At 28.8% G+C, this 26,973-nt stretch carries 23 protein-coding genes and 1 pseudogene; 14 read left to right on the top strand and 10 right to left on the bottom strand.

Going from position 1 to position 26,973, the window contains the following annotated elements; translation table 11 throughout:
• Positions 1 to 40: 40 nt before the first annotated feature.
• A complete protein-coding gene (locus tag Q6H37_RS21730) occupies positions 41 to 796 on the bottom strand; it encodes a TSUP family transporter (protein ID WP_318736531.1) in 756 nt (251 codons plus the stop codon).
• A 208-nt stretch (positions 797 to 1,004) separates the two neighbouring features.
• Between Q6H37_RS21730 and Q6H37_RS21725 the strand changes: the two genes are divergently transcribed.
• The 3 genes from Q6H37_RS21725 to Q6H37_RS21715 all read left to right on the top strand — a co-directional run bounded on the left by Q6H37_RS21725 (position 1,005) and on the right by Q6H37_RS21715 (position 3,263).
• Positions 1,005 to 1,883, top strand: a complete 879-nt coding sequence (locus tag Q6H37_RS21725; protein ID WP_318736529.1) for a LysR family transcriptional regulator — start codon at positions 1,005 to 1,007, stop codon at positions 1,881 to 1,883.
• Between the two features lie 163 nt (positions 1,884 to 2,046).
• Positions 2,047 to 2,223 carry an aspartyl-phosphate phosphatase Spo0E family protein gene (locus Q6H37_RS21720; protein ID WP_318736528.1) on the top strand — a complete coding sequence of 59 codons (177 nt, stop codon included), beginning with the start codon at positions 2,047 to 2,049 and terminating at the stop codon, positions 2,221 to 2,223.
• A 245-nt stretch (positions 2,224 to 2,468) separates the two neighbouring features.
• Complete coding sequence (locus Q6H37_RS21715; protein WP_318736526.1) at positions 2,469 to 3,263, top strand: Cof-type HAD-IIB family hydrolase; 795 nt, start codon at positions 2,469 to 2,471, stop codon at positions 3,261 to 3,263.
• A gap of 82 nt (positions 3,264 to 3,345) precedes the next feature.
• On the opposite strand, the gene Q6H37_RS21710 is transcribed toward Q6H37_RS21715, so the two are convergent.
• Positions 3,346 to 3,801, bottom strand: coding sequence for a CBS domain-containing protein (locus Q6H37_RS21710; protein WP_318736525.1), 456 nt, complete (start codon positions 3,799 to 3,801; stop codon positions 3,346 to 3,348).
• A gap of 379 nt (positions 3,802 to 4,180) precedes the next feature.
• On the opposite strand from Q6H37_RS21710, the gene Q6H37_RS21705 reads away from it, so the two are divergent.
• The 3 genes from Q6H37_RS21705 (at position 4,181) to Q6H37_RS21695 (ending at position 7,576) form a co-directional block, all read left to right on the top strand.
• On the top strand, positions 4,181 to 4,876 hold the full coding sequence (locus tag Q6H37_RS21705; protein WP_318736524.1) for a response regulator transcription factor: 696 nt from the start codon (positions 4,181 to 4,183) through the stop codon (positions 4,874 to 4,876).
• Positions 4,866 to 6,251 carry a HAMP domain-containing sensor histidine kinase gene (locus Q6H37_RS21700; RefSeq protein ID WP_318736523.1) on the top strand — a complete coding sequence of 462 codons (1,386 nt, stop codon included), beginning with the start codon at positions 4,866 to 4,868 and terminating at the stop codon, positions 6,249 to 6,251. The genes Q6H37_RS21705 and Q6H37_RS21700 overlap by 11 nt, the downstream gene beginning before the upstream one ends.
• 74 nt (positions 6,252 to 6,325) lie before the next feature.
• Complete coding sequence (locus Q6H37_RS21695; protein ID WP_318736521.1) at positions 6,326 to 7,576, top strand: hypothetical protein; 1,251 nt, start codon at positions 6,326 to 6,328, stop codon at positions 7,574 to 7,576.
• A 320-nt stretch (positions 7,577 to 7,896) separates the two neighbouring features.
• Here Q6H37_RS21695 and fdhF read toward each other — a convergent pair whose 3' ends face one another.
• Positions 7,897 to 10,053: a formate dehydrogenase subunit alpha gene (gene fdhF, locus Q6H37_RS21690; protein ID WP_318736520.1), complete on the bottom strand. Its 2,157-nt coding sequence runs from the start codon at positions 10,051 to 10,053 to the stop codon at positions 7,897 to 7,899.
• Positions 10,054 to 10,293: 240 nt separating this feature from the next.
• Between fdhF and prdD the strand changes: the two genes are divergently transcribed.
• Positions 10,294 to 11,049, top strand: a complete 756-nt coding sequence (gene prdD, locus Q6H37_RS21685) for a proline reductase cluster protein PrdD (RefSeq protein WP_318736518.1) — start codon at positions 10,294 to 10,296, stop codon at positions 11,047 to 11,049.
• Between the two features lie 54 nt (positions 11,050 to 11,103).
• Complete coding sequence (locus tag Q6H37_RS21680; RefSeq protein WP_318736517.1) at positions 11,104 to 12,051, top strand: DMT family transporter; 948 nt, start codon at positions 11,104 to 11,106, stop codon at positions 12,049 to 12,051.
• Between the two features lie 69 nt (positions 12,052 to 12,120).
• On the opposite strand, the gene Q6H37_RS21675 is transcribed toward Q6H37_RS21680, so the two are convergent.
• On the bottom strand, positions 12,121 to 13,347 hold the full coding sequence (locus Q6H37_RS21675; RefSeq protein WP_318736516.1) for an MFS transporter: 1,227 nt from the start codon (positions 13,345 to 13,347) through the stop codon (positions 12,121 to 12,123).
• A 220-nt stretch (positions 13,348 to 13,567) separates the two neighbouring features.
• Between Q6H37_RS21675 and Q6H37_RS21670 the strand changes: the two are divergent.
• Positions 13,568 to 13,702: pseudogene (locus tag Q6H37_RS21670) on the top strand (3,4-dihydroxy-2-butanone-4-phosphate synthase); the annotation flags it as partial.
• Between the two features lie 277 nt (positions 13,703 to 13,979).
• On the opposite strand, the gene Q6H37_RS21665 reads toward Q6H37_RS21670, so the two are convergent.
• The 4 genes from Q6H37_RS21665 to Q6H37_RS21650 form a co-directional block, all read right to left on the bottom strand.
• The gene (locus tag Q6H37_RS21665; protein WP_318743104.1) at positions 13,980 to 14,969 is read right to left on the bottom strand and encodes a GerAB/ArcD/ProY family transporter; all 990 of its coding nucleotides are present in this window, start codon (positions 14,967 to 14,969) and stop codon (positions 13,980 to 13,982) included.
• A 133-nt stretch (positions 14,970 to 15,102) separates the two neighbouring features.
• Positions 15,103 to 15,876, bottom strand: a complete 774-nt coding sequence (locus tag Q6H37_RS21660; RefSeq protein WP_318736515.1) for a Ger(x)C family spore germination protein — start codon at positions 15,874 to 15,876, stop codon at positions 15,103 to 15,105.
• A gap of 23 nt (positions 15,877 to 15,899) precedes the next feature.
• Positions 15,900 to 16,271, bottom strand: coding sequence for a hypothetical protein (locus Q6H37_RS21655; RefSeq protein WP_318736514.1), 372 nt, complete (start codon positions 16,269 to 16,271; stop codon positions 15,900 to 15,902).
• 32 nt (positions 16,272 to 16,303) lie between these two features.
• On the bottom strand, positions 16,304 to 17,740 hold the full coding sequence (locus Q6H37_RS21650; RefSeq protein ID WP_318736513.1) for a spore germination protein: 1,437 nt from the start codon (positions 17,738 to 17,740) through the stop codon (positions 16,304 to 16,306).
• A gap of 315 nt (positions 17,741 to 18,055) precedes the next feature.
• Between Q6H37_RS21650 and Q6H37_RS21645 the strand changes: the two genes are divergently transcribed.
• Entirely contained in the window at positions 18,056 to 19,543 is a 1,488-nt protein-coding gene (locus Q6H37_RS21645; RefSeq protein WP_318736512.1) for a hypothetical protein, read from the top strand.
• A gap of 48 nt (positions 19,544 to 19,591) precedes the next feature.
• Here Q6H37_RS21645 and Q6H37_RS21640 read toward each other — a convergent pair whose 3' ends face one another.
• Positions 19,592 to 21,049 carry an ArnT family glycosyltransferase gene (locus Q6H37_RS21640; protein WP_318736510.1) on the bottom strand — a complete coding sequence of 486 codons (1,458 nt, stop codon included), beginning with the start codon at positions 21,047 to 21,049 and terminating at the stop codon, positions 19,592 to 19,594.
• A 214-nt stretch (positions 21,050 to 21,263) separates the two neighbouring features.
• Here Q6H37_RS21640 and Q6H37_RS21635 point away from each other — a divergent pair, with 214 nt between their 5' ends.
• Both Q6H37_RS21635 and Q6H37_RS21630 read left to right on the top strand, forming a co-directional pair.
• The gene (locus tag Q6H37_RS21635; protein ID WP_318743102.1) at positions 21,264 to 22,322 is read left to right on the top strand and encodes a glycosyltransferase family 2 protein; all 1,059 of its coding nucleotides are present in this window, start codon (positions 21,264 to 21,266) and stop codon (positions 22,320 to 22,322) included.
• A gap of 232 nt (positions 22,323 to 22,554) precedes the next feature.
• On the top strand, positions 22,555 to 23,880 hold the full coding sequence (locus tag Q6H37_RS21630; RefSeq protein ID WP_318736509.1) for an amidase domain-containing protein: 1,326 nt from the start codon (positions 22,555 to 22,557) through the stop codon (positions 23,878 to 23,880).
• 105 nt (positions 23,881 to 23,985) lie between these two features.
• Here Q6H37_RS21630 and Q6H37_RS21625 read toward each other — a convergent pair whose 3' ends face one another.
• Positions 23,986 to 24,552 carry a hypothetical protein gene (locus tag Q6H37_RS21625; protein WP_318736507.1) on the bottom strand — a complete coding sequence of 189 codons (567 nt, stop codon included), beginning with the start codon at positions 24,550 to 24,552 and terminating at the stop codon, positions 23,986 to 23,988.
• A 272-nt stretch (positions 24,553 to 24,824) separates the two neighbouring features.
• Between Q6H37_RS21625 and Q6H37_RS21620 the strand changes: the two genes are divergently transcribed.
• Both Q6H37_RS21620 and Q6H37_RS21615 read left to right on the top strand, forming a co-directional pair.
• Positions 24,825 to 25,526: a response regulator transcription factor gene (locus Q6H37_RS21620; RefSeq protein ID WP_318736506.1), complete on the top strand. Its 702-nt coding sequence runs from the start codon at positions 24,825 to 24,827 to the stop codon at positions 25,524 to 25,526.
• The gene (locus tag Q6H37_RS21615) at positions 25,516 to 26,964 is read left to right on the top strand and encodes a HAMP domain-containing sensor histidine kinase (protein WP_318743100.1); all 1,449 of its coding nucleotides are present in this window, start codon (positions 25,516 to 25,518) and stop codon (positions 26,962 to 26,964) included. Before Q6H37_RS21620 ends, Q6H37_RS21615 begins: the two co-directional genes overlap by 11 nt.
• Positions 26,965 to 26,973: the final 9 nt, after the last annotated feature.

Below are 26,973 nucleotides of genomic sequence, written 5' to 3'. Positions count from 1 at the left end.
AGATCATTACTTATAATAGCAAACTTCATAATACCATCATCTAAAGTGTCATGCTATACAGTAATTTAGCTGCGACAGCTAAAGACATAGTGACAAAAATAGGCTTTATAATTTTAGATCCTTTTTTTAAGGTCACTTTTGCTCCCACACATGCGCCTATCATCATACATATTGCAACAGGTATACCTATCTTATAATTAATTGCTCCTCTTAGTGAAAAAACAAGAACAGATGCAATGTTTCCTATAAAGTTCATTACTTTACAGTTTCCTCCTGCTCTTACAAAGTTAAAATTATATATATTTACAAGTCCAAAAATCAAGAATGTACCAACACCAGCACCTAGAAAGCCATCATAAAAACCTAAGGATGAAGCAAGAATAATACCCAAGGATATATTCTTTTTTGAAATACCTTTAAATTTATCCTCCATTCCTATGTTTTTTGAAAATAAGCTGTATAATCCAACAAATAGCAGTAGTATAAGTACTATAACATTAAGGTAACTTGAATTTATGCTAAGTACAGTAGTTGCTCCTAAAGTAGCTCCAATAAAACTAAAAGGAATTAGATATTTTAATATATTAAAATCTACTTTTTTAGATTCAGCAAATTTTATTGAACTGGAAAAAGTTGAACAACAAGAAGTAAACTTATTTGTACCTAATGCTAAATGAGGTGGAATACCTGCCAGCAAAAAAGCTGGTAAACTTATGATACCTCCACCGCCAGATATAGAATCAACAAAAGCTGCAAAAAAACAAGCTGTACATAAGAAAATTAAGTTACTATCCAAGGATATCCCTCCCTAAAATTTTAGTTTTATAAAATAAAAAAAATATATTATAAATTAAATAACTTAAATATTTGATAGTACTAGTTTTTAAGCATGATTAACTTTTCATCTATTATTATAACAAAGAAGATTTCATATGAAAAATATATATAAAGTATTATAATCATACTTATAAAGTATAAATAATGTATGGGAAGTGATTGTTTGTATGGATATAAGACAATTAAAATATTTTCTTGCTATTGCTGAAGAAGAGAATATAACCAGAGCTGCCGAGAGATTACATATAGCTCAACCTCCACTTAGCCATCAATTAAAAATGTTGGAGTATGAACTAGGGGTGAAACTAATAGATAGAAGCACACGTAGAATACAATTGACAGATACAGGAGAAAAATTACGATACCGCGCTGAGCAGATGTTAAACTTAATGGAAACTACAGTAAGAGAATTAAAGGATATTAATGAAGGGGTTCAAGGAACTTTGTTAATTGGTACAGTACCATCTTCAGGAGCAACACTTTTGCCAGAGAGAATCCATAGTTTTCATGAGAAATATCCAGGGATTGATTTTCAAATATGGGATGGTGATACTTATAGGATAATGGAATTGCTCAATAGTGGGACAATAGAAATTGGTATTATACGAACTCCATTTAATTCTAAAATTTATAAATCAATATACTTACCTAAAGAGCCAATGGTGATAGCTAGCAGCAATTCATATTCTTATAATAAACAAGGATCTGTAGAAATTGCTGAACTTGTGGATACACCATTAGTAATTGATAGAAGATTTGAGAAGGTTATAGTTGATGCATTTGAAAAAGAAGGAGTTAAGCCTAAGATTATTTGCAGAGGCGATGATGTTAGATCTATACTTCTTTGGGCAAGTACTGGAATTGGAGTAGCTATTGTACCTAAAGCTGCTACTGGACTTATTCCAAATTCTAATTTAAATTATAGGAAAATTAATCTGACTTCTGTAGAGACACAGACAGCTATAATATGGATGAAAAATAGATATTTATCATCTGCAGCTAGACATTTTTTAAAAAATTTTAAAGAAGTCAATAAAAAAGATTAGTTTAGATTGTAAATTTTTTTAAAATAGAAACTTTAACTAACAATATACATTTTTGCGTAATATACTGACTAATTGTGTAACATTATAGATTGTAAAATAATATACAACATAATCCATAATATGCCTCAACATGATAATATTGGTCATGAAAGGAGGGGATATTATGGATAGAGTGGAACAATTATTGAAAAAAGTTGAAGAAACTAGGACTTATATGAATGACTTGATAAGAGAAAAATCAGATTTGCTGGACTCAGAAGTAATAATTGCAAGCCAAATGCTAGATTCAATTTTGGATGAATATTATAAAATTCTCCAGCAAGAAAACATCAGGAAGTAGCTAAAAAACAGAAGAGGTAATAGGGAGACAAGCAGGTTAAAACAGCATATAAAATACTATATAGTATAAAAAAGTTAAAATTGGAGGGGAGATTATTACCTCTTCTTCGAATAAAAAGAGTTGAGTTTTTATACATAATATATATAATATAAATAGTTGGATGTATGAAAATTAAATATAAAGTGATTGAAGATTAATCATAATATAGTGAAATGATTATAGCGTTGTGTTTGGGAGGAAATTTAATGATAAAACTTATAGCAAGTGATATGGATGGTACTTTGATAAATGATGAAGGAAAGATAAATGAAAAAATGTTTGGATTAATAAATGATCTTCATGAAAAAAATATAAAATTTGCAGCAGCTAGTGGTAGATTTTATTCACAGCTTAGCAAAAATTTTAAAAAAATAAGGACAAGCATTATATTTATATCACATAATGGTGCACTAGTAAAATACAATAATAAAGGAGAAACTCTCTATTCTAGCTGTATTTCAATAGAGAATATAGAGCATGTAGCAAGTTTAAAAAGAGATTTTGGAGAAGAGTTATTTTTAGGAGCTGCAGAGGATGCATATATAGTAGATCCATCACAGACTATATTGGAGGAATTTAAATTTGTTGAAGTACCTTCGGTAATAGTAAAAACTTTTAAAGAAGTAAAATGCCCAATTTATAGAATGACATATTATATAAAAGATGGTGTAAGGCAAGAGACTATTGAGTATTTAAAAGATAATTTAAATGAAAATCTTGAATTTGTAGTGTCTGGTGATAAGTGGATAGATATAATGAATAAGGGTACTAGCAAAGGAAGTGCCATAAAAATACTTCAAGAAAAGTTTGATATAAATGAAAATAATACAATGGTATTTGGAGATTATTATAATGATTTAAGTATGTTTAAAGAGGCATATTACAGCTATGCTATGGAAAATGCTCCAGAGGATGTTAAAAAACATGCTAATTTCATTGCGGAAAATAATAATAAAAATGGAGTATATAATGTAATTAATAAGTATGCTGCTTCCATTTAACTAATATTATTAAAAGGATTCATTTATAAACCGCACACTTAAATTTGAATAGGTGTGCGGTTATTTGACTTTTGAATAAATGCTAGAGTATAGATTTAAAGCAATTTCTTATGACATCTCCACGACTGATAATTCCAACTAGCACGCCATTATGTTCTACTGGTAGTTTTTTTATACTCTTTTTGGCCAATATAGAAGCAACGTTTTCAATGTCTTCGTTCATGCTAACTTTAATAACCTTGCGTTGAGCTATATCCATGATGCTTAAGTTAAGTATTCTTTGAAGCCTGTCTTCAAATTCATCATCATCACCTTTTGCAGCAGAAACATAATATAAAAAATCTACAACCAAGTTTTCATGCTTTCCTATGTATCTCATAATATCACCATCACTTACATAGGCTACAATTTGATTTTTGCTATTTATTATAGGAACACCGCTTATGCGATATTTAATGAATTTTTTTATAACAGACCTTACTAAGTCATTTTCATTGGCTGTGTACACTTCATTAATCATTATTTCATGAGCTTGCATAATTCAACCCCCCTATTATATATAATTTTTACTTCTTTGTTAATAAGTTGATATAATTTAATTATATAGCTTGGTGGAAGGATGTCAATGATGTATTTGAATAATTTAACATTTTCGACATATTAATACTAAATAAAAGTATAAATTTAGATAGTTAACAAATTTATAAGAAAATGGAGACAGTTCTAATTGTGTTGAATATGTATTAGATTTTAAAAATAATTAATGAGTTTTTTATCTTCATAAAATCTTAATAAATTTGATAAATAATTCTTTAAAAACAGCTATTAAAATTAACATATAAGGTAAATTAAAGATCAAATTAGTGATATTATGATATATATACATTATGTACTATCATAGTAAGGAGATTATAAAAATGGGAAAAAACACAGTACTACTAGTGGATGATGATGATGATATAAGAGAAATAGTTAAAATTTATCTTATGAATGAGGATATTGATGTGATTTCTGCGTTTGATGGTATTGAAGCTTTAGAAAAACTTAAAAATAATCATGTGGATTTAATAATACTTGATATTATGATGCCGAAATTGGATGGAATTAGAACTTGTCTAAAGGTTAGGGAAGATAAAAAAGTACCTATAATTATGCTATCTGCCAAAAATGAAGACAGTGATAAAATATTAGGTTTAAATGTTGGGGCAGATGATTATGTTACAAAACCATTTAATCCTCTTGAGTTGGTTGCTAGAGTAAAATCTCAATTAAGAAGATATATTAAATTTAATGGAGAAAATGAAAAAAAAGAAGAGGAAATTATTATTAATGGGCTTAAGATAAATATAAGCACTAGAGAGGTTTTTGTTGAGGATAAGTTTGTAAGGTTAACACCTATAGAATTTTCCATATTGAAGGTACTGGCTTTAAATAGGGGAAGGGTTTTGAGCAGTGAGCAAATTTATGAGAAGGTATGGAAAGAAAATTTTTATAATGCAAACAATACTGTAGCAGTTCATATAAGAAATATAAGAGAAAAAATAGAGATTAATGCAAAAGCTCCAAAGTATATAAAGGTTGTTTGGGGAGTGGGGTATAAAATTGAAAAGTAAAATGAAGATATTGTTACTTGGAAGTATAAAAAGTGAACTGTTACTAATTAATATTATTACTTTTACCGTAGTGATAATAGGAGTTTTTATAACTGTTGGAATTTTAATTACAGTACCTAATACTAATGACAAAATTGTAGCTGCTTCCAATAATATATATGTTGAAGTTAATAGATATATATATAGAAATGATGAAGGGGGTAAAGAATATTTAAAAAGGCTTGGACAAGAGTACAGTATGAATATAGCTATTACTGATTTTAATGGAAATATAATAATGAAATCTCAGAATGTAAATATAAATACTATCAATCTAGAATATATAAAGAATAAAATTCTTTATACTGTTCCACATGAGGGTGATGTAATGTATCAAATTTATGATATACACATCGATGGTAAGACTTTCAAATTAATAATATGGAATTGGGTGGATGTTTTTTCAAGCAGAATGAAATATATGTGTATATTATTGATTACTCCAATTTCATCTATATTAATAATATATTTTCTAACTCGAAGAAAAACTAACTATATAAAAAGTATTAGTAATGGAATAGTAAAAATTTCTCATGGAGATTTAAATTATAGAATAGAAAAGAAAGGCTTTGATGAATTAAGCATACTATCTGATGAAATAAACAATATGTCACTTAATTTGAAAAATAGAATAGAAGCAGAAAAATCGTCAGAAAAGTTAAAAAGGGAGCTTATAACCAATGTTTCCCATGATTTAAGGACACCACTGACAGCGTTGATTGGATATTTACAACTGTTGCAAAGTGATAAGATTTCACAAGAAAATAAAGAAAGATACATTGAAACATCTATAGAAAAAGTTGATAAACTTAAAGTATTAATAGATGATTTGTTTGAATACTCAAAATTAGAAAGTGGAGGAATTAAATTAGATAAAAAAATAGTTAATATTGTGGAAATTATAGAACAATGCATAGGAGAAGTTGCAATTTTAAATAGAGAAAAGAAAATAGGTTTTAAAAAGCAATATAAAGCTACTAATATAAAACTAAAAGTTGATCCTGATAAAATAAGTAGAGTATTCCAAAACATTCTATCTAATGCAATAAAATATAGCACAAAAGAAAGTGATGTGTACATAGATATCATTCAGAATAATTATGCTGTAGTTATAAGCTTTGAAAATTTAACTGATGATTTGCTTAATAATCACATTGAAAGAATATTTGATAGGTTTTATAAAGTGGATGAATCGAGAAATGCTAAGGTTGAGGGTTCTGGATTAGGACTTGCTATATCTAAAAGCATTGTTAATTTGCATAGCGGAGAAATTTGGGCAGAAAATAAAAATAACAAGTTTAAAATTTATGTAAAATTGCTCAATGAATACTACTAATGTTTTATTTTTAATTAGAAAAGTTAAATAGATATTTATAAATATAAATTACATAAAATAGAGGAGACATTACAATGAAAAGTATAGATGAAATTACTACAAACACATTATTTTTAGAAAAAAACTATTATAAATCAATAACAATGTTAGGTATTCTAATTTGTATTATATGGGTTGCTTTAGTAAATACAAAACCATTTTCAGATTTTGCATATTATGATGAAGTTGCAAGGCAGATTGCTGCGGGAGGTGCTTGGGGGGATACATATACTTCTGTTGGATATTCCATTGTTTTAGGTGGAATATATAAAATGTTTGGAAGCAGTTTGATAGTTGCAAAGATATTTAATTTAATTTTGACCTTTTTTAATTATATACTTATGTACAATGTTTTGAAAAGTGTAGAGTTAAAGGAAAATAAAAGAAAACTAGTATATGCATTATTTGTTTTTTTTCCTGATAACATTTTTTACAATAGTATATTAGCAACAGAAATATTATTTACAACTATATTACTTCTAATAACCCTAATATATCATAAAAATATTAAGCATAAATATATAATTATTGGAGCCTTAACAGGTATAAATACTATGATTAAACCATTTTTTATGATATTTTTCTTTGCTATATTTGTAATAGAGATAATTTTAAAAGTTAAATTTATAAAGGTAATAAAACACTCATTAATAGTTTTAATTACTAGTGCAATAGTTATATCTCCATGGATATATAGAAACACAAAGTTAATAGGGGAGTTTACATATGTATCAAATAATAGTGGTATTGTACTATACATAAATAATAATTCTCAAAATCACTATGGTGCATGGATGCCAGCAAGTGATGTTGAAGATTCAATTGTAAATAAAAAAGAGTATAAAAAAGCTAATATGACAGAAAAAAATAAGATGCTAAGTGCTGCAGCTAAGAAATGGATAAAGGAACATCCAATACAGTTTGTACAACTTGGATTTAAAAGATTATATAAAACATATCTTGTTGGATATTCCATAACTTATAGCTTTAATGGAGCTGGTTTAAATAAAATTACTGAAAATACTTTAACTGCTTATTCTAATGCCATATCAATATTAGTAGCTGCAGTGTCAATTATAGTAATGATTATGTATAGTAAAAAGGTAATTTGCAGCATATTTAATAAAGAAAAAGTTAATTCATATAGTGTTTATAGTTTAATTTGCTTTTATATGTTTTCTTGTATGTATTTTATTACTGAAGGACAGCCGCGTTATGCATTTCCAGTTATATTTATTATGATTTATTTTTTCTCAGATGTAACTAGAATAAAAAAATTTAGATAGGAAAAAATAGATAGTGACCACAATGCTCTGTTTACAAAATCTAACTTGTAAAACTTCATATAATATGGGTTTCATTTTCAATTTAAAAAGCTATAAAATATAGGTTAACCTAATTTTATAGCTTTTTATGTTTACATTATATATTTGTGCTTAAGTTAAAAAGCTTTAGTAATTTTAATTTTAACTGTTTACAATAATATGAAAAAGCGTTATACTAATAATAAGATAACGACTTTTCATATTATATGATTTAAAAATAAAATATTTGCAGTAATCTTTTTAGGGAGTATGGTATTAAATAAATGAAAAAAATAAATTATTTAAGCATCTACTTCATAAGCATCTTTTGTTACTCCCATTTTTTTACGTAATTCAGTATATTTTTTTGCTAGTTCCTTTTCAGCTAAGGCTTGATTAGGAAAAGGTTCTACTTTGATAGCACAATATTTGTATTCTGGAGTTTTTGATATAGGATCTAAATTATCACAAGTAAGTTCATTACAAGCCCCAATCCACCATTGATAAGTCATATAAGTATCACCACTTCTAACTCTATCTGTAACTGATGCTCTAGACATTACAGAACCTCTTCTTGAAGTAACTTTTACTAAATCTCCATCTTTAATTTTAAGCTTCTTGGCATCTTCAGGATTCATCTGAATTTTACCAGGCTCATCTTCTAGCATCTTAAGAGCACGACAGTTTCCAGTCATTGTTCTTACAGAATAGTGGCCTATTTCTCTAACAGTACATAAGCTTAAAGGATATTCTTTATCTGGAGATTCTTCAGTAGGTCTCCATTCAGCAGCAAATAAAATGCCTTTTCCACTTGGCGTGCTAAATATATTATTTTCATAAAGTACAGGAGTTCCAGGATGATCTTCAGAAGGACAAGGCCATACTATTCCTACTAGTTTTTCCATTCTTTCATAAGATGCGCCAGCGAATTTTGGAGAAAGACTTCTCATTTCATCCCATATTTCCTTTGTGTTGTTATAGTGCATTGGATATCCCATAGCAGTAGATAACTCGGAAATTATTTGCCAATCAGGTTTAGCTTCACCAATTGGTTCTACAGCTTTACGAAATCTTTGGAAACCTCTATCAGCAGCGCTGTATACACCTTCATGTTCACCCCAGGAAGTTGCAGGAAGTATTACATCTGCATGGAGAGCTGTTTTATTCATAAATATATCCTGAACTATTACAAGTTCTAACTTATCTAAGGCTTCTTTTACTTCATTTGAATTTGGATCACTTTGAACAGTGTCTTCTCCCATTATATAGTATGCTTTTAACTTATTTTCCTTTAAAACTAGTTTAGGAACTTCAGTTAGATGATATCCGACTTTATCAGAAAGTTTTACGCCCCAGGCTTTTTCAAACTTTTCACGAACAGCTTTATCAGTAACCTTTTGATATCCAGGGAAGCAGTTAGGAATGGCTCCCATATCGCAAGAGCCTTGTACATTATTTTGACCTCTTACAGGTCCTATACCAACACTAGGTCTTCCATAATTTCCTGTCATTAAAGCTAAAGCAGCCAAACCTTTAACTACATCTACAGCTTGACCAAATTGACAAACTCCCATACCATAGAGAATCATTGGGTTCTTTGCACTAGCATACATTTTCATGGCTTCTCTAATTTTTTCAGAAGAAACATTGGTTATATTCTCAACATATTCAGGAGTATATTTATTTACAATAACTTTATATTCATCAAAGCCTTCAGTATATTTAGAAACATATTCTTTATTATATAAGTTTTCGTTAAGAAGTACATTGGCAAAACCGTTTACAAGAGCCATGTTACTTCCACCCTTTAGTTGAAGCCACAAATCTGAAATTCTTACACTCTCTGTAACTCTAGGGTCTACAACTATAATTTTTGCACCTTTTTCCTTTGCTTTTACAACTCTTCTAGCAACTATAGGATGGGATTCAGCAGGGTTGTATCCAAAAATAAGTAGTAAATCTGCATTTTCAATTTCAGGAATAGTGTTTGACATTGCACCATTACCAAGAACCGTAGCTAGTCCTGCTACAGAAGGTCCATGACAAACTCTAGCACAGTTATCAACATTATTTGTACCTATAACAGCACGCATAAATTTTTGCATTACATAGTTTGTTTCATTTCCAGGTCCTCTAGAACATCCGGTACCCATTATAGAATCGGCACCATATTTATTTTTTATATCTGTTAATTTTTCTGCAGTGAATTTAATAGCTTCATTCCATGTAACTTCTACTAGTTGACCATTTTTTCTAAGCATTGGTTTCCTTATACGAGCGGTTAAAAGTTGAGGATCATTTAGAAAATCCCATCCATAGTATCCTTTTAAACATAACTCTCCTTCGTTTGTTCTGCCATTTGCAGGTTCTGCTCTTTTGATTTTTCCGTCTTCAACTACTAAATACAAATTGCAGCCTGCACCGCAATAAGGACATACCGTTAAAACTTTTTCTTCCATACCTTAATACCCCACATCTTAATATTTTTAGATAAGCAAAAAATATACTTATCTACTTTAAATATACATGGATATGATATACAATTCAAAAAATATAAAAAATTGCTATTACTTTGACTTCATCTTATAAGAATTTGTAATACAACATATAAAAATTTATAATATAGTTCTCATTCATTTGCAAGGAATAATATTGAATGCTAAGATTGTAGTATAATTGAAAAAGTTAAGGTGATTAAAATGAATAAAGAATTACGAAAGCTAGTTATTAAAACTTTTCATATTGAAAAGATAATGTTCGCTGAAAAAACTTATATAAAAAATAATGTACTTTTTTTAAAAGAAAATTTAGAAAATCAAGCTGTGGAAAATGAAGATATTATAAAAAGTGTACATATAAAAATTATAGAACCTAATGATAAGGAAGTATGGGTAAATTCTATAATGGACTTTTATCCTATAGCTACTAAAGTACAGGGAAGGCTAGGTGAAGGAGTAACTAACCTAATAACAGGTGTAGTTGTTATGCTTACTGGTGTAGATGAACTAGGAATACCTCAAGGAAAATTTGGATGGTCATCAGGTTATCTTAAAGATATTGTTTATTTCAATAGAAGAGGTACACCTTCCACTACAGATATTATACTTAATATAGATGTAATTTTAAAAACTGGAAGAGGAAGCTCTAGGCCAGATATAACTACAGTGCATAGAGTATGTGATAAAATAGTTCAAGAAATAAGACATTACTTAAAAAATGTAGATTCAAGTTTATGTGATGAAGTTCATGAATTTGTAGATAAAGTAAAGGCTGAAAAGAAGAAAGTTATTATATTAAAACAAGTAGCTGCACAAGGAGTCATGTATAATAATCAGTTGTTTCCAAAAGAGCCTTGTGGGGTTATAGGAAGTAAATCTATAATAGATTGTGGAAGTTTACCTATGGTATTAAGTCCTAATGAGTATAGAGATGGAGCCTTAAGAGCGATGACTTAGTAAATGTCAATCAGAAATTTTTACGTAATGCATAAAGAAAGGAACTTGGTAGTTTTGAAGGACAGAAAGATTTTTACAAACACAAAATTTGTTGCTACTATTGCAACAATATGCTGCTTATTATGGGGAAGCGCTTATCCTGCAATAAAAATAGGGTATGAGCTATTTAATATTTCCTCATCTAATATTTCATCAGAACTTGTATTTGCAGGATACAGATTTACTATAGCAGGTATAATATTACTTATTATTGCTCAAAAGTATGGAAAAAAAGTATTTAATATTTCAAAGAATAATCTATTAGAGTTATCTTTATTAGGTTTTACGCAAACCACATTACAATATATATTTTTTTATATTGGGGTTTCCAATATCACTGGTGTTAAAAGCTCTATAATGAATTCTACAGTGACGTTTTTTAGTGTTATTCTAGCACATTATATATATGTAGATGATAAATTAAATGCGCAAAAAATAATTGGATGTACTGCAGGATTTATAGGAGTTATGATAGTAAATTTTAGTAGTGATTTATTAAATTTTTCTTTTAGTTTTCAGGGAGAAGGATTTGTTATAATAGCAGCATTTATTTTTTCTGCGTCTGCTATTTACGGTAAAAAGCTTACTAAAAGTATGGATGTAATTATAATAACAGGTTACAGCCTTTTTATAGGAGGATTAATTCTTATACTTATTGGTGTTTTGTTTAAAGGAAGAGTTTATAATTTTACAATAGAATCCTCTTTATTGCTTGTTTATCTGGCAGTACTATCTTCTGCAGCATTTTCATTGTGGAACTTACTCTTAAAATACAATAAAGTGGGTCCAGTATCTATGTTTAATTTTTTAACTCCAATATTTGGAGCAGTGCTTTCAGCTATTTTTTTAAAAGAAAGTATTTTTGAAATTAAAAATATTGTTGCACTAATATTGGTATGTTTAGGTATATGGATGGTTAATAGAGAAAAAACTAGCCTTTTTCAAAGCCCAGTGAAGCTTTAATAGTAAAACTGTTATGCATATTATAACTAAAAAATATCTTGCAATTAATCTTTTTATGCGCGATATTTTTTAGATTTTATCAGTTTGAAACTTATTTACCTTGAAAAGTGATGGAAATAATTTGATCCAAATTAGTACTACAATTATAGTTCCAATTCCTCCAAGAAGTGCAGCAGGTACAGTTCCAAAGAGAGAAGCTGTAATACCTGACTCAAATTCACCAAGTTGATTGGAGGTACCAATAAATATCATATTCACAGAGCTTACTCTTCCTCTCATGTTATCAGGTGTTTCAAGCTGTACAAGTGTTGAACGAATAACAACACTTATAACATCTGATGCACCAAGTATAAAAAGTGCTAAAAACGATATAGTAACAGATTTTGATATGGCAAATACTATAGTAGATAATCCAAAAAATATTACTGCTGTGAACATTATTTTGCCTACATTTTTATTTAGTGGTTTCCTTGCTAGTATTGCAGACATTAATAATGCGCCAATAGCTGGAGCAGATCTTAGTATACCTAGTCCAAAAGAACCAATATGAAGAATATTACTTGCATAAATTGGCAACAAAGCAGTGGCGCCACCAAATAGTACAGCAAAGAGATCTAGAGATATTGCTCCAAGTACTATAGGTCTGCTTTTAATGAAGCTTATTCCAGCAAAAAGTGATTTTAAATTTGCAGGTTCATTTTTTCTTTTTTCTTCTATAAGAAGAATTTGTGATACTAATATACTTGATATTAGTAATAATGAACCCACTATTGAATAAATTAGTGTTGCCCCAAAATGATATAATATTCCTCCAACCCCAGGACCTATTATAACTGCAAATTGAGAAACAGAAGACATTAATGCTGATGCACTTGGGAAAATATCTTTTTCTACTATATTAGGAAGCAAAGCTTGCATTGGTGGACCTTCAAATGAATGAGCTATAGCTATTAAGAAAATTATTATTAAAAAGCTTTCTTTGTTAATCCAATTGCTATAGTTTCCAAAAGCCAAAATAAATATAGAAATACTTTCAGCTATCTGACTTATAGAAATTATATTTTTCCTATCATACCTATCAGAAAGCTGTCCTACAAAGAGAGATAACAATAACATTGGTAGAAACTGAACTAATCCAACAAGGCCAAGGTAAAAAGCGGAATGAGTTAATGAATACATTTGCCAACCAATAGCTACAGTAAGCATCTGATATGCAAAGTTAGTTGATATTCGTGCTAGCATTAAAAATCTTAAAGACTTATTTTTAAATAAAATAGAATTATTAATTGTGCTCATTATATTATGTTCATCGCCTTCCTGTAAATGTAGTTAAAATGATTATTGATTTCAAGTTATAAATTCTTTAAAAGTGAAAATATATTGTGACTTGCTTTTGAATTATGTTTGCAGCTGATGAATTTTGTAGATTATGTCTAATTGTTTTTTATTATATATAATTTGAAAGTAATTGTCCAAGTATTCTTAAGAATTAATTCATATTGTAAGTGCATAATGAGGAGATCTTATTTTTTCTGCTGAAACTATTACACAGCCACAAATGGCTATGTTAATAAGAGAATGTAGTGGTATTGTCTGTCTTTGTTTGACAGATGAAAAAGTTAAAGAATTGAATTTGCCTCAAATAGTTAATTTTGCTAAGGAACATAATATGACTGTAGTTTCCATTGAGGATATTGTAGAGTATAAGAAGAATATGTAGCTAGAAATTTTATTTCAATTCCAAATCCAACTATTTTGCAAACAAGTGCTCACAAAATTATGTAAGAAAAGCAAGGTTTAAAGCCTTGCTTTTCGATTAACTATAAATGGGTGGAGATTAAGTGCTTTATATGCAATAGGTTATTTTGTAAATTAAAAACAAACACAATATAGTATTTATTCTTAATAGAGTGACATTAATTTATTATTTATGATTTAATGGTTGTCCCCTTATAAATCCAACTTTTTATGAAGTAAATTATTAAAGTAATAAAAGGTATAATAATTTGAATTGGTATATGTATGTATTTTACTGTAAAATCCAGTCCTAACTTTATGTGTTCAGGATAATTTCTTGCTATTAAAGCTGAAATTATACATATTGAAATGCCAAAAGGTACAATAAGCACTTTTTCACTTTTTAATTTGAACAGTTGAGTTGTTCCAAGTATGGCTACATATAAAAGTACACTGATTTTAAAGAAAGCAGCATAAAGCATAAGGATTATTACTAATATATCAAATCTATTTATGAAACCACCAAATTTTATTAAACGCATTGCAACTATATGTGGAAACAAAGTTCTAGATGCATATTTTGCTCCTAGAGATATAATAAATAATATATTTATTATGCTTAAAAGTATACCTTCTGTAATAATAGAAACATAAGCTGTAATTTTTACTTTTTCAGGTTGATTTACATAACAATACAACATAGAAAATACTACTGTTTCTCCATAAGGAAATGTTATAAGAGGCCAGCCTTTTTTTATTATATCTATTAATCCATTTTCCATTATAGGCAAAAAGTTTTTAGGATTTATGGCATGATGGGTTATTAATAAAAGAGCACTTTCTATAATAAGAAATATAATGAAAACAACTATACCCATACCTGCTATTCTTGCAATATTTTCAAAACCTTCATAAATGCCATATATAACTATTGATATTAGACATATATAAATTACATAAGGTGGCATAAATGCCATAACATCTGTTAACAAAAGCTCTATATAATCCCTTAAATCTCTTGCTGCTATGTACATAAAATATAAAATGTAAAGTATACTTGTTATAGTTCCAAAGAATTTTCCAAGTATTTTAGGCATATAAGTTACCAAAGTGTCATTGGGGTATTTTTCAAATAAGGATACGTAAATATATTGAAGACCAATGCTAGGTAAAATATAAATTAATATGCCAATCTATACATCTTGTTGAAGTTCAGGAGCAAGAAAATATAGTGCAGCAGTGGCATAAGGAAGGATTACCATAAGACTAAACAATTGGTATAATGATATTGTAATCTTCACATTTTTCCTCCTGTTATTTAATAGATTTGTTCAGACTTCCTGGTCTTTCAATATTTGAATGTACATTTACCTTTACAATGCAGCGTGGAAATTCTTCAGACCACTTGTCTTTGATTTTTTTCCACTCTTTAGGATACTTTCTGTAAATAGCCTGATCAAAGCCAAAAACATCTTGTTTAAGATTTTTTTGTGCTGAATTTATTGCTTCCTCTATTTCAGTCTTTATTATCTTATTTTGGATTTCATTGAGTTCATCCATTATTTCGGGATTTTTCATCATATCTAAATCATCTGTCATTTCTCGTATATTGGCTTTGTTTTTTACATCTATTTCTATTGTTATGTCATTGCCTTTCAATATAGGATTTATTTTAGAGTATGAGTCTATAACAAGGGTAGTTAAACTCCCAGTTTTAATACCAGGAAGTACAATAGCACCTAATCTTATATTTCCAATTACCCATTCTAATCCCCGTGTTTCTCTATCATTTAAATAGCCTACTAGCTTATCTTTTTTTAATACAGCAGTACCTTCAATTCTAAAAGAATTTGTGTTAGTTGCTTCCTTGGTATTTTTCATTATTAATGGAATAATTGGTGCAGTACTTTCAGTTAATAGAGCATTGGCAATATCTAGATTAGTTATATATGGAGCATATCCTATTTTGTTCTGCTGCATAAGTATATCTTCTATAGCGGCTGGTGGTAATGGGTTTTCAACAGTCTCTATATTCATTATTTCTAGAGCAGTTCCTTTAGCTATTAGTATCGGAATGTTAGGACGCATTTGATAAAGTCTTAAAGAATAATCTAAAGTGCTATATATACTTTTTTTGCAGTTTCCTCTCCAATGATAATTACTTTACTGTGTGAAAATCTAATTTCTTTACCAAGCTGTACATTCAATTTATTCATTGAATCAAGTATACTGTTTCCACTAGCAGAATAAACTGCTGATTCTGTAGATAGTCCCCCAGCCTTTTGTGTTGGTATACCTGCGGACTTTGATGAAGATGATTCAGTGAGAATTCTTATGGATACTAAATATTTACCATCAGGGTTAATATCTACACCTAATGCGATTACTTTAGCTAGATTAACCATTTCTGTTTTTTGATTACATCCTGAAGAAAAAAAGATAAAACTAATAGCTACAAATATACATAAAAACTTTTTTTTCATAATTTTCACATCCAATAAAGAGTAATGTTATATTAGTTTTTAGGCCTTTTTTTTCTGCGAATAGATTGCACCCATGTCATTATTTTAGGTCTATTCTTCATGCTTGGAATAGGAGCCCTTATAATAGCATCATCTAATTCATCTTTTACTAGTGGCATTAATGGAGCTATATAAGGCACTCCAAAGGAACGTTTAGCTGTAAAGTTTATTATAAGTGCTATTAAGCCGCAATTTAATCCAAGTAACCCTAACGTTCCACCTAAAATTACAAATATATATCGTGGTACTGAAATAGACATATACATTTCAGGATATCCAAGCGTAAAAGAAGATATACCTGTAAAGGCTACTACTATTACCATTAGTTCACTGACTAGTCCTGCACTAACTGCTGCTTCTCCTAAAACCAAAGCGCCAACTATGCTTATGGCCTGGCCTAACGCTCTTGGCATCCTAAGACCAGCTTCTCTTAGTGCATCAAAAGCAAATACCATCGATATTGTTTCTAATAACGTAGGGAAAGGAACATTACTACGTCCTTTAATTATTGTTATTAACAAGGAGGTTGGAATAAGTTCTTGATGAAAGGTTATAATTGCAACATAAAATCCTGGTAATAATATAGATATAAAAAATAGAAAATATCTAATCCACCTATTAACTGTTGTTGGAATATATCGCAAATAGTAATCTTCACTTACTTGTAGAAATTCTAAAAAAACTGCTGGAGCAGTTACAGCACATGATGAACCATCAGTGATAATTGCAATTCTTCCTTCTAATAGCTTACTTACAACACTATCAGGTCTTTCTGTTGTAAAAGTTGTAGGAAATATACCTTTACGAGTGTCACTTATGTATTCTTGAAGATCATTGCTGTCAAAAATGGAATCTGTATTTACTTGATTAATTCTATTTTTGACTTCGCTTACTATTTTGGGATTAGCTATGTTTTCTAAGTAAATAATGATAATATCAGTTTTGGTATTGGTTCCTAATCTATTTTTTTCTATCTTTAGATATCTGTTTTTAAGTCTTTTTCTTATTAATGCTATGTTAACATCTGCGGATTCAGTTAAGGCTTCTTTGGGACCACGTAAACTTAATTCTGTGTCTGGTTTATCGATAGATCTTCCAGGTGGATTTTTTAAGTTAATTGCTATGCTTTTATTTATGCCTTCAATGAATAATGCTATAGTTCCTTCTAATACTAAATCAATAACCTCATTCATATCTTCAAAAGTATCAGACTTTCCCACTCCAAATAAGTTTTCATAGTATTTAGCATCATTTAAATCAGAATTTTCTACAAAGTGTAATTCAGTAAGCTTATTTACTATAAATTTTTCTATTAACTCTAATGGAGTCAAGTTGGCAATATAGACTGCAAATGCTGGATATTTACAATTGCTAGCTATGTTTATTTCTCTAATTATTACATCTTCACAGTTATTAAAAATGTTTTTCAAAGTATTTTTATTGATCTCTAAACTGTTTGACACATATATGGATTGTTTTTGTTTAGAATTTATATCACAAGAAGAATTATTATAATTATTACTAGAAACAGTTATTTTTATCACCTCATTACAAAACGATTTACAATTATTATTTTCATAATATGGCCATATATACAAAAAACTATTTTCAAGGAATATGAATTGAATTTATTAGGAAACATTAGAATATAATAAATAATTAGGTTTAATACATAGGTTTATGGTAATACTTTGTTTAAAAGAGCATATTTTCTGTTGAAATAAATTTGATGAAAGGATATTATTGTGATAAATATGAAAGAAAGTAATTTTTACGCAAAACTTCATTTAAATTTGTATAAGTACATACCAGCTGTCAGTGCTTTAGTAGCTTGTATAATAGGTTTATTCATACTGTTCTATCCTCCTATGCCAGGAATAGCGGATCAAGGAGATTTTCAAAGAGTGATGAAAGTTACAGGACTAGGGAATACTAAAGAGCAAGATGGAACGCAATGGTTTAAGTATGTTATAACTAAATATGAATCTCTTCCAACAAGTTCTTCCAGACTTTTAGGAGCTACCCCAACAACAAGTATGATTTATCCTATAATATTAGGAAAATTTTTATGTAGTATAATGGGGTATAATTATTTCAATACTAGGATTCTAGCATTTATTTATTTAATTTTGTATATAACAGCTTTGTACATATGCATTTGTTGTATAGGTTTTAAGAGCTTAAGCACAACACTTTTTTTTAGTATATTATCCATACTTATATTGGTAGATGGAAATTATATTGTATGGTTTAATAGTCTTTATGGAGAACCAATGATGATTATTGGAATGCTTTTATTTATTTCAAGTGTGCTCTATTTTTTGAAGCATAGAGAAGATAAATCTTATGCAAAGTTTTTATTTATATTTATTTCATCCATTTTGTTTCTTGGTTCAAAAGCTCAATGTTTTGCTGCTTTGCCATTTGTAGTTTTAATTATACTACGTGTGACGAAAATTACTGAAAAACAAATATCTTTTAATAAAACTAATGTATTTCTAATTATAACCATAGTGCTATTGTCTTTTTATGTAAAAGGTATATATTCTCATATTGATGGTTCTTGCGGTGTGGATACAAAATTTAATTCAGTTTTCTATGGAATTTTAAAGAGTTCAGAAAATCCTAAGAAGGATTTAGTTGAACTTGGACTACCTCCAGATTTATCAGTAGAGGCAGGGAAACATGCTTATATGCCCCAAAATGCATATGTAAAATATATTCCTCATTCAGATATAACCAATAAAGAATTTGATGAGAAAATTAACAATATGAAGTTATTAAAGTTTTATATTTTACATCCTGATAGGTTGTTAAAAGGTATGGAATATACTGCATCAAAATGCTTTCATACTGAGACCTCTTTGGGAAAATACGAAAAATATCAAGTGAAAAAATATACTTCAGAATTTAATCGTTTTACACTTTGGTCAAATTTTAGAAATTTAGAGATACCTAAAACATTGGTGTTTATAGTAAGTTTTTATATTTTAGTATCATTGATTTCTGTTATTGAGTATATTAAAAATAAAAATAATGAAACAATTATTTTGAGCATAGAACTTTTATGGGTAGTTATGTTAATTGGCATTACGCAGTTTCCTATGCCATATATAGGTAATGGCGAAGCTGACACTGCAAAACAGCTTTTCTTATTTAACTATACATTTGATATTATATTTTTAGTTGTCATTACATGGATTTTTAATAAAGTGAAGCTTATACTCAAATAAATTTCATTTATTAGCATGTATATTTATTTATATTAAACAAAATTTCACTTACTTGCTGTAAATGCAGGCTGTTTCGTTTTCGTCTACTAATTTTAAATTATTGACGTTACTTCCTAAATTATTTTTTTTGTCTTTTGTAATAAGAAGCATGGAACTAGTATTGTCTTTTAAGAACCCCTCTATTCCACCAGAAACTGGAATTAGGTCTCCATATAATTCAGCACAAAGCCAGTAACTTTGTTCAAAGTGGTTAATATAAATTTTTTTACCTTTATATTCAGGATGTTTTTTTAAATCCTTTAATAATACTTGTATTTGATCTGTTTTAATATTTGAGATTTTATCTAAAATTAGTAACTGATTTTTAGTTATAGCAAGTATTATCATGCCGCTTAACAAAATAGGCATAAAAATATTGGATTTTTTTACTTTTAGAAGTACACTTGAAGTTGCACCAATACTTATAGCAAGGGCAGGGTAAATGGGAAATATGTACCACCAAATTTTGGTTTTTGCTATTGAATAAAGTGAAAAAGGGATGGTTATCCATAGTGCTATGAATAAACTATAATTTTTTGAATCACTGGTTAAAGTTTCTGTGGTGGTTGTTGCAGCCATTGCTAAAGTTGTAGCTATAAAGACACAAAACCAGTAAAAATAAGACCATTGAAAATGTTCAAGATAGTAACACATACCACCAATATGACCTTCTAAAGTTTTGGAGGTTCTAGCCATTAAGTCATATCCTATCATATTTTTAAAAAAAGCAAAACCATCTTGATTGTATCTTAGTATAGCCCAAATAAGAATTGGAAAGGAAACAACCAATAAAAATGAGATTAAATTTTTTTTGTTTGCTTTAAATAATGTTTTGTTTACAACTAAATATATAATTATAATAACTACTATACTACCTGAATGCCAACTTTTCGTAAGAAAAGCTAATGAAAAAGCTAATCCAGAGGCATAAAACCATAAAATATTCCTTTTGGAAATTATTAAAAAAATCATCGATAATGTAAAAAATAATACAAATATTGAATCTGCATCTCCGGATCTAGAACAATGATCAACAATAAAAGGCAAAGTTGTTGTCAGTACTGCTGTAGAAATTAGGGATGCTAATTTGCCATTATAGTGCAAAACAAATATTGTTATGGAGAGTATTGTTAGTACACCTGCTATAGCAGAAAACAACCTCAATCCTAAAGCATTAAAACCTACTAATTTATAGCCTAAAATTATTGCTAAATAACTTGCAGGAGGCTTCAGATTCCAGTAGTCATTATTATATGCATAAGTATTTACTATATAATTATTTCTCTTAATCATTTCATAAGCATTAACTCCATGCCTAGCTTCATCCCAGCTATTTATAGGTATATTGCCTAGATTGTAAAAAATATTAAATGCTGCTGTACATAAAATTATTACTATAAAAAGGTAATAACATTTTTCAATAAATTTAATGGTTTTATCCACTGGTTTTGTATTGAATACATTCATATTTCTTCTCCTCATCTTTTTAGGTTTCTTTTTACGCATAAGGTCCTATTTTATTTTTGTAGAAGTAGTATGGAAATATTCATAAATAAGGAAAATTTTTAATAAAATTTATGAAATCAAGAATAGAAAACTCAACTTATACCTAAAATAATAACTGTGGTTAAATTTTTAATTATAACCTATTTATTAAGCATGTTTTCGGGAGGTTTAGATGATGAATCATAAACTTATTTCAATAATCATTCCCATGTACTTTGAAGAAGAGGTTGTTAGTGAATGCTATACTCGGCTAAGTAGTGTAGTACTAAAAAATAATTTGGAATATGAACTAGTTTTTGTTAATGATGGAAGTAAAGATAACACTCTTAAAATTTTAGAGCAAATTGCTAAAAAAGATTCTCATGTAAAGGTTATAAGCTTTTCAAGAAATTTTGGACATCAAATTGCAGTTACTGCTGGATTAGATAAATCCAAAGGCGATGCAGTAATTATAATGGATGCTGATCTTCAAGATCCACCTGAACTTATACCTGAAATGATCAAACTTTGGGAAGAAGGTAACGATGTTGTATATGGAAAGAGAAAGAAACGTGAAGGAGAAAGCTTATTTAAGCTTTCTACAGCAAAAATATTTTATAGAATTTTAAATAAAATAAGTACTGTAGAAATTCCTATGGATACGGGGGATTTTAGGCTTATTGACAGAAAAGTAGTAGAAGCGTTGAAAAAAATGCCTGAGCATAATAGATTTTTAAGAGGAATGTCAAGTTGGATTGGATTTAAACAAATATCTTTAGAATATGAAAGAAAGGAACGTTTTGCAGGAAAGACAAAATATCCTTTAAAAAAGATGATAAGATTTGCACTTGATGGAATATTTTCTTTTTCGTCAAAACCATTAAAGTTAGTTGAGCATTTGGGTTTTGATGCTATTTTAATATCCTTGATAGTCTTTATATATTTAGTGGTAAAAATGTCACATGGAGTATTAATTAGTTCTATAGTATGGATAACAAATTTGACAATAGCATGTTTTATTGGAGGCATCCAGCTTGTTGCAATAGGAATTGTTGGTGAATACATTGCTAGAATTTATGATGAAAGCAAATGCAGACCGCTATACATAATAGACAAGGAAATAAATCTTGATATTAATGCAGATAATACATTAAATAATTCTAAAGGTGCAACAAACTTACATAAGAATTCCCAGAGAACATTATATGTGCTTAATCATAGTGCAAATATAGATGAAGATTGTGATGCTAAGTAAAAAATTATAACTATATGTATTATTAAACAGTTTGGTATTTATGAAATTGGCTTTTAAATAAAAAAGGAATTTGTATATAGTTAACTTCTATACATAAGTTCCTTTTTTTATTTTTAATCGCTTTAATTACCAGTCCATAATGGATATAAAATTTAAATTAAATTGAATAACTCATAGTGCTACCAGGGAAAGTTATATACTAAGAGACTAAAAGGAGCGTGATGAGTTAGCAATGATAAAAAGACATAAGCATGTAATATTTTTTATTTTAATTATTAGTTCTATTTTTGGTTATAAAGCCAAACTTAATTATGTTAAAGGAATGCAGCTGAAAAATTTAACAGAAATTACAGATGAAAAATTAAAATACAACATACTAAATGTAAATAAATATAATCAGGAATGTATAGTAGTCAGCAATTTACCAAAGTATAAATTAGTTCAAAGCAATATTGAACCTAATAGTGAAAAGCAGGGTGAAACAGATTCTAACAAGAAAAATTCAGTTGAAAATATTGATGAAAATCAATTAAAATCAGAAGTTGAAAGAATATACAATGCACGTTCAGCAGCATTTGTTTCTGGTGATGTATCATCTCTAAAAGAACTTTTTGATACTTCGCAGAGATATGGTAAATGGGCATTGGAGCACGAAATTAAGCGTGTAAAATATCTTAATGACTGGTCCAATGAAAGAAATATAACATTTGGTAAGGTAGCATCTTCAGTGAGAATAAAAAAGGTATATCCTCGTGGTAATATAATAAAAATGGCTTTACAAGAATCATATAAGTTTGATTATGTTTACAACAATGATGATAATTCTCCAATTAATTCTTTTGGAGTTGGAATAAGACATACAACAAGTTTGATTAAAAAAAATGATAAATGGGTTATTTATAATGATTGGTATACTGATTGCTTTGAAGATGCACTACGAGGTTATTCTAATGTTGCTGATAGTATTTTAAGAATGTTACCTAATATTCATGATTCAAATAATGGTCATGAAGCATTAAGTTATAGCAAACCATTCTATAATAGAGAAAAGGCTGTTGCTTATGCTGATAAATACTGTGGAGCTGCCTGGGGAAGTAGTAATAATTTTAAATACAACAAGAAATATAGTGATTATAATGGTATAGGCGGAGATTGTAGTAATTTTGCATCACAAGTATTAGGGGATAAAGAAGGTGGAGGAATGCCTATTGGTGGTTCTTGGACTCCAGGAAGTAGAGCCTGGTCTAATGCAGACGGATTGAAAAATTATTTAGTAGGTAGTGGAAGAGGAAGTATAATAAGTGTTGGTACATTTAAAGATCTAACTAAATTTTCGGAAAGACTTCCAAGTGGTGCGGTTGGTAAGCTGCAGATTGGAGATTTGGTTGCTTATGAGAAAGGTAGAGGGAATGTAGATCACTTTGCGGTAGTAACAGGATTTGATAGTCATGGTTATCCATTAGTAAATTCTCATACTACAGATAGATATCATGTACCTTGGGATTTAGGCTGGGGCGATGCTAAAATTAGATTTTTTCTTATACACATAAATGGATAAGATAGCTTTAACATATCTTATCCATTAATAATAATCAATATATAAAAATAAATGAGCTGTCTCAAAATGATTTTAGAGACAGCTCATTATATTTTTACTTATTTTTTAATGCATACCTTGTCCGTGTTGACATTGATATCCTTGCTGCATTCCCTGTTGACCCATTTGACCCTGTTGATTCATCTGATTCTGTTGGCCCATTTGACCTTGCATTCCTTGCTGCCCTTGTTGCCCTTGCTGACTTTGTTGAGCCATTTGATTTAATTGACTTTGAACTTGGTCTATAAGTTGATTAGTTTGTGCAAGCGCATAATTTGCTTGTATTTGATCATTAGCTTCATTTAAAGAACTCATAGCTTGTTGAATAGAAGACTGTAACTGTTGTTGAACTTGTTGTTGCTGCTGCTGAGCACGAGTTCTAAGTCCTTGAATTTCGTGTGTAAGTTCACTTGAAATTTGTTGATTATTTTGGGATTGTCCTTGAGACTGAGACGTTGCTTGCATTGAAGAACTTTTTTTGCTTAAAGTACTTCCTAGTGTTGATTTAATTTCATTTAGTGTATGTTCTAAAGAATCCTGTTGATTTTTAACAGTATTTAATTCTCTTGCAACTTCAGTATCTGTCTTTTTTTCCTTAAACCCTTTTAAAATTTCTTTGCTTTTTTCATCCATATTTTTGCCTCCTTCATAATTCATTACAAAAATATATTTCCCTCTATAACTACATCTATACTTTATTATTAAAAAAAAAGTTTCCAATTCCTGAACTTTTAGATGATACAATTAGTGATATTATTAATGAATAAATGATAACATAGTTAGTTATACAAATATAGAAAAAATGAAATCATATGGAATCTTTTGATGAATAGTAGTGTATGGTATAATTTTACTGTATAAAAATTATAATTTTAATTGAAATACAAATTTGGAGGAACAAAAAAGTGAATGAAAAAATACTTTTAGTGGATGATGAAAAGAGCATTTTAGATGTAGTTACTTATGCACTAAAAAAAGAAGGTTATTTTGTGGAAAGAGCTTATGATGGTAGGGAAGCTCTTGATAAAGTGAAAATTTATAAACCACGTATAGTAGTTTTAGATTTAATGCTTCCTATAATAAATGGATATGATGTCTGTAAAAGGTTAGAAGGTAAAAATATAGGAATTGTTATGCTTACAGCAAAAGAAGATATTGTGGATAAGATACTTGGACTTGAACTTGGAGCAGATGATTATATGACTAAACCTTTTGACATTAGAGAGCTCATTGCAAGAATTAAGTCTCTTATAAGAAGGCTTGATAAAACTATTGATGAAGAAAAGGACAGGGGTGTTATAAATATAGGCGATCTCAATATCAATAAAAAGAAGAGAACTGTAAGTATAAAGAATTCTCTGCTAGAATTCACACCTATGGAATTTGATCTATTGTATTTACTTCTTTCAAATTCAGATATAGTGTATTCTCGTGAGCAGATTTTAAACATAATATGGAACATGGATTATGTTGGAGGAACACGAACGGTAGATACACACATTCAGAGAATAAGGAAAAAGCTGGGTAATAGGTATCAAGATTTAATACAAACTGTATATGGTATTGGCTATAAAGGGGTTGATGAATTAATTGAAAATGGGAATTAAATTTAAGCTAATATCTTTTACAGCTTCACTATTGCTTATTGTAATATTATTTTTAAACTTTTTTGTACTCAGTGGAATAAAGGAATATCAGGAAAAAGGGACACAGGCTATTTTATTCAAGCAAAAAGATATGTTTGAAGAATATTTTAGCGAGCGAATGAGGCTGAATAAAAATGATGACTATAGTAATAGTTTAGCAAGAGGAAGCATTTTTAACAAAACATGGTTAAGGACTATACCTGCTAATATATATAATACAAAAGGAGAACTCCTTTCAGGATTTAAGACAGATGCAAAATTAAACGAGAATGATAAGAAAAAAATCATGGTAGACTATGCCAATAAAGATAAGGTTTCTTTTAGAGAAATTAAGGATGTAATATATTTCTATTCTCCAATTAAATATAATGGAAATACAGTAGCAATTTTAGAATTGGAATATTCAAACAAGGAAAATAATTTGTTTTACAATAATATAAAAAAATTATTTTATGGCATAGGTTTTTTGGTGTTAATACTTGGTATAGCTGTGGAAAGCTTTTATTTTTCTAGGTTAACCAGGGATATATATGAAATGAAAGATTTGGTGGAAGACATTCAAAAAGGTAAATTTAATAAAGTTCATAAAGTAAATCGAAATGATGAATTAGGTGAATTGAACAAAGGTCTTATATTTATGAGTGATACCATAGAACAAAACATTAAAGATCTTAAAGTTGAAAGGGATTCTTTAAGTAGAGCAGTAGACAAATTAAAAGAGATGGACAAGCAACAAAAGGAGTTTATAGGAAATGTAACACATGAATTTAAAACTCCAATTACTAGTATAAGGGCTTATGCAGATGTTATTGCAATGTATAATGATGATGTAAAATTAATCGAAGAGGGAACTTTAAGTATATCGAAAGATTGTGAAAGGCTTTCAAGTATGGTAGATAATGTACTGAATCTATCTGCCCTTGAAAAATATGATTTTGAAATTGAAAAAAGTGAAGTTAATTTAAGAAGATTATTGAATGAAACATGTAAATCAATGATGGCAAAAATAAAGAAAAATAATTTGATTTTAAAATGTAATGCTGAAGATATTGAGGCAAACTTGGATGAGGAAAGTTTAAAACATGTTTTCATAAATTTAATTGATAATGCTATAAAATATAATAAGATAAAGGGAAGTATATGTATTGAATGCTATAAAAACGACAAAGGTAGGATAGTTATAACTGTTTCAGATACTGGAATAGGTATCAGGGAAGAAGTACTTTCTAAAATTTTTGAACCATTTTACAGAGCTGATAAACACAGAAGCCGTGAAACTGGAGGCGCTGGATTAGGATTGGCTTTAGTTAAAAAATTGGTTGAAAAACAAGGAGGAACTATAAGTGTAAATTCTAAGTTAAATGAAGGCACTACTTTTTGTGTTGAATTTTCTCCATAAAGTTTACAA

The organism is Clostridium sp. JS66 (assembly GCF_033561535.1).
In the GTDB taxonomy this organism is placed as follows: domain Bacteria; phylum Bacillota; class Clostridia; order Clostridiales; family Clostridiaceae; genus Clostridium_AM; species Clostridium_AM carboxidivorans.
This window is presented reverse-complemented; position numbering and strand designations above follow the sequence as displayed.

What these genes read in the sequence shown, in the direction of transcription:
- Q6H37_RS21710 (WP_318736525.1), bottom strand. Translation starts at nt 3,801, where the DNA reads ATGCAAGCTCATGAAATAATGATTAATGAAGTGTACACAGCCAATGAA.
- Q6H37_RS21615 (WP_318743100.1), top strand. Translation starts at nt 25,516, where the DNA reads ATGGGAATTAAATTTAAGCTAATATCTTTTACAGCTTCACTATTGCTT.
- Q6H37_RS21630 (WP_318736509.1), top strand. Translation starts at nt 22,555, where the DNA reads ATGATAAAAAGACATAAGCATGTAATATTTTTTATTTTAATTATTAGT.
- Q6H37_RS21720 (WP_318736528.1), top strand. Translation starts at nt 2,047, where the DNA reads ATGGATAGAGTGGAACAATTATTGAAAAAAGTTGAAGAAACTAGGACT.
- Q6H37_RS21660 (WP_318736515.1), bottom strand. Translation starts at nt 15,876, where the DNA reads ATGCGTCCTAACATTCCGATACTAATAGCTAAAGGAACTGCTCTAGAA.
- Q6H37_RS21675 (WP_318736516.1), bottom strand. Translation starts at nt 13,347, where the DNA reads ATGAGCACAATTAATAATTCTATTTTATTTAAAAATAAGTCTTTAAGA.
- Q6H37_RS21705 (WP_318736524.1), top strand. Translation starts at nt 4,181, where the DNA reads ATGGGAAAAAACACAGTACTACTAGTGGATGATGATGATGATATAAGA.
- Q6H37_RS21715 (WP_318736526.1), top strand. Translation starts at nt 2,469, where the DNA reads ATGATAAAACTTATAGCAAGTGATATGGATGGTACTTTGATAAATGAT.
- fdhF (WP_318736520.1), bottom strand. Translation starts at nt 10,053, where the DNA reads ATGGAAGAAAAAGTTTTAACGGTATGTCCTTATTGCGGTGCAGGCTGC.
- Q6H37_RS21725 (WP_318736529.1), top strand. Translation starts at nt 1,005, where the DNA reads ATGGATATAAGACAATTAAAATATTTTCTTGCTATTGCTGAAGAAGAG.
- Q6H37_RS21625 (WP_318736507.1), bottom strand. Translation starts at nt 24,552, where the DNA reads ATGGATGAAAAAAGCAAAGAAATTTTAAAAGGGTTTAAGGAAAAAAAG.
- Q6H37_RS21635 (WP_318743102.1), top strand. Translation starts at nt 21,264, where the DNA reads ATGAATCATAAACTTATTTCAATAATCATTCCCATGTACTTTGAAGAA.
- Q6H37_RS21640 (WP_318736510.1), bottom strand. Translation starts at nt 21,049, where the DNA reads ATGAATGTATTCAATACAAAACCAGTGGATAAAACCATTAAATTTATT.
- Q6H37_RS21695 (WP_318736521.1), top strand. Translation starts at nt 6,326, where the DNA reads ATGAAAAGTATAGATGAAATTACTACAAACACATTATTTTTAGAAAAA.
- Q6H37_RS21655 (WP_318736514.1), bottom strand. Translation starts at nt 16,271, where the DNA reads ATGAAAAAAAAGTTTTTATGTATATTTGTAGCTATTAGTTTTATCTTT.
- prdD (WP_318736518.1), top strand. Translation starts at nt 10,294, where the DNA reads ATGAATAAAGAATTACGAAAGCTAGTTATTAAAACTTTTCATATTGAA.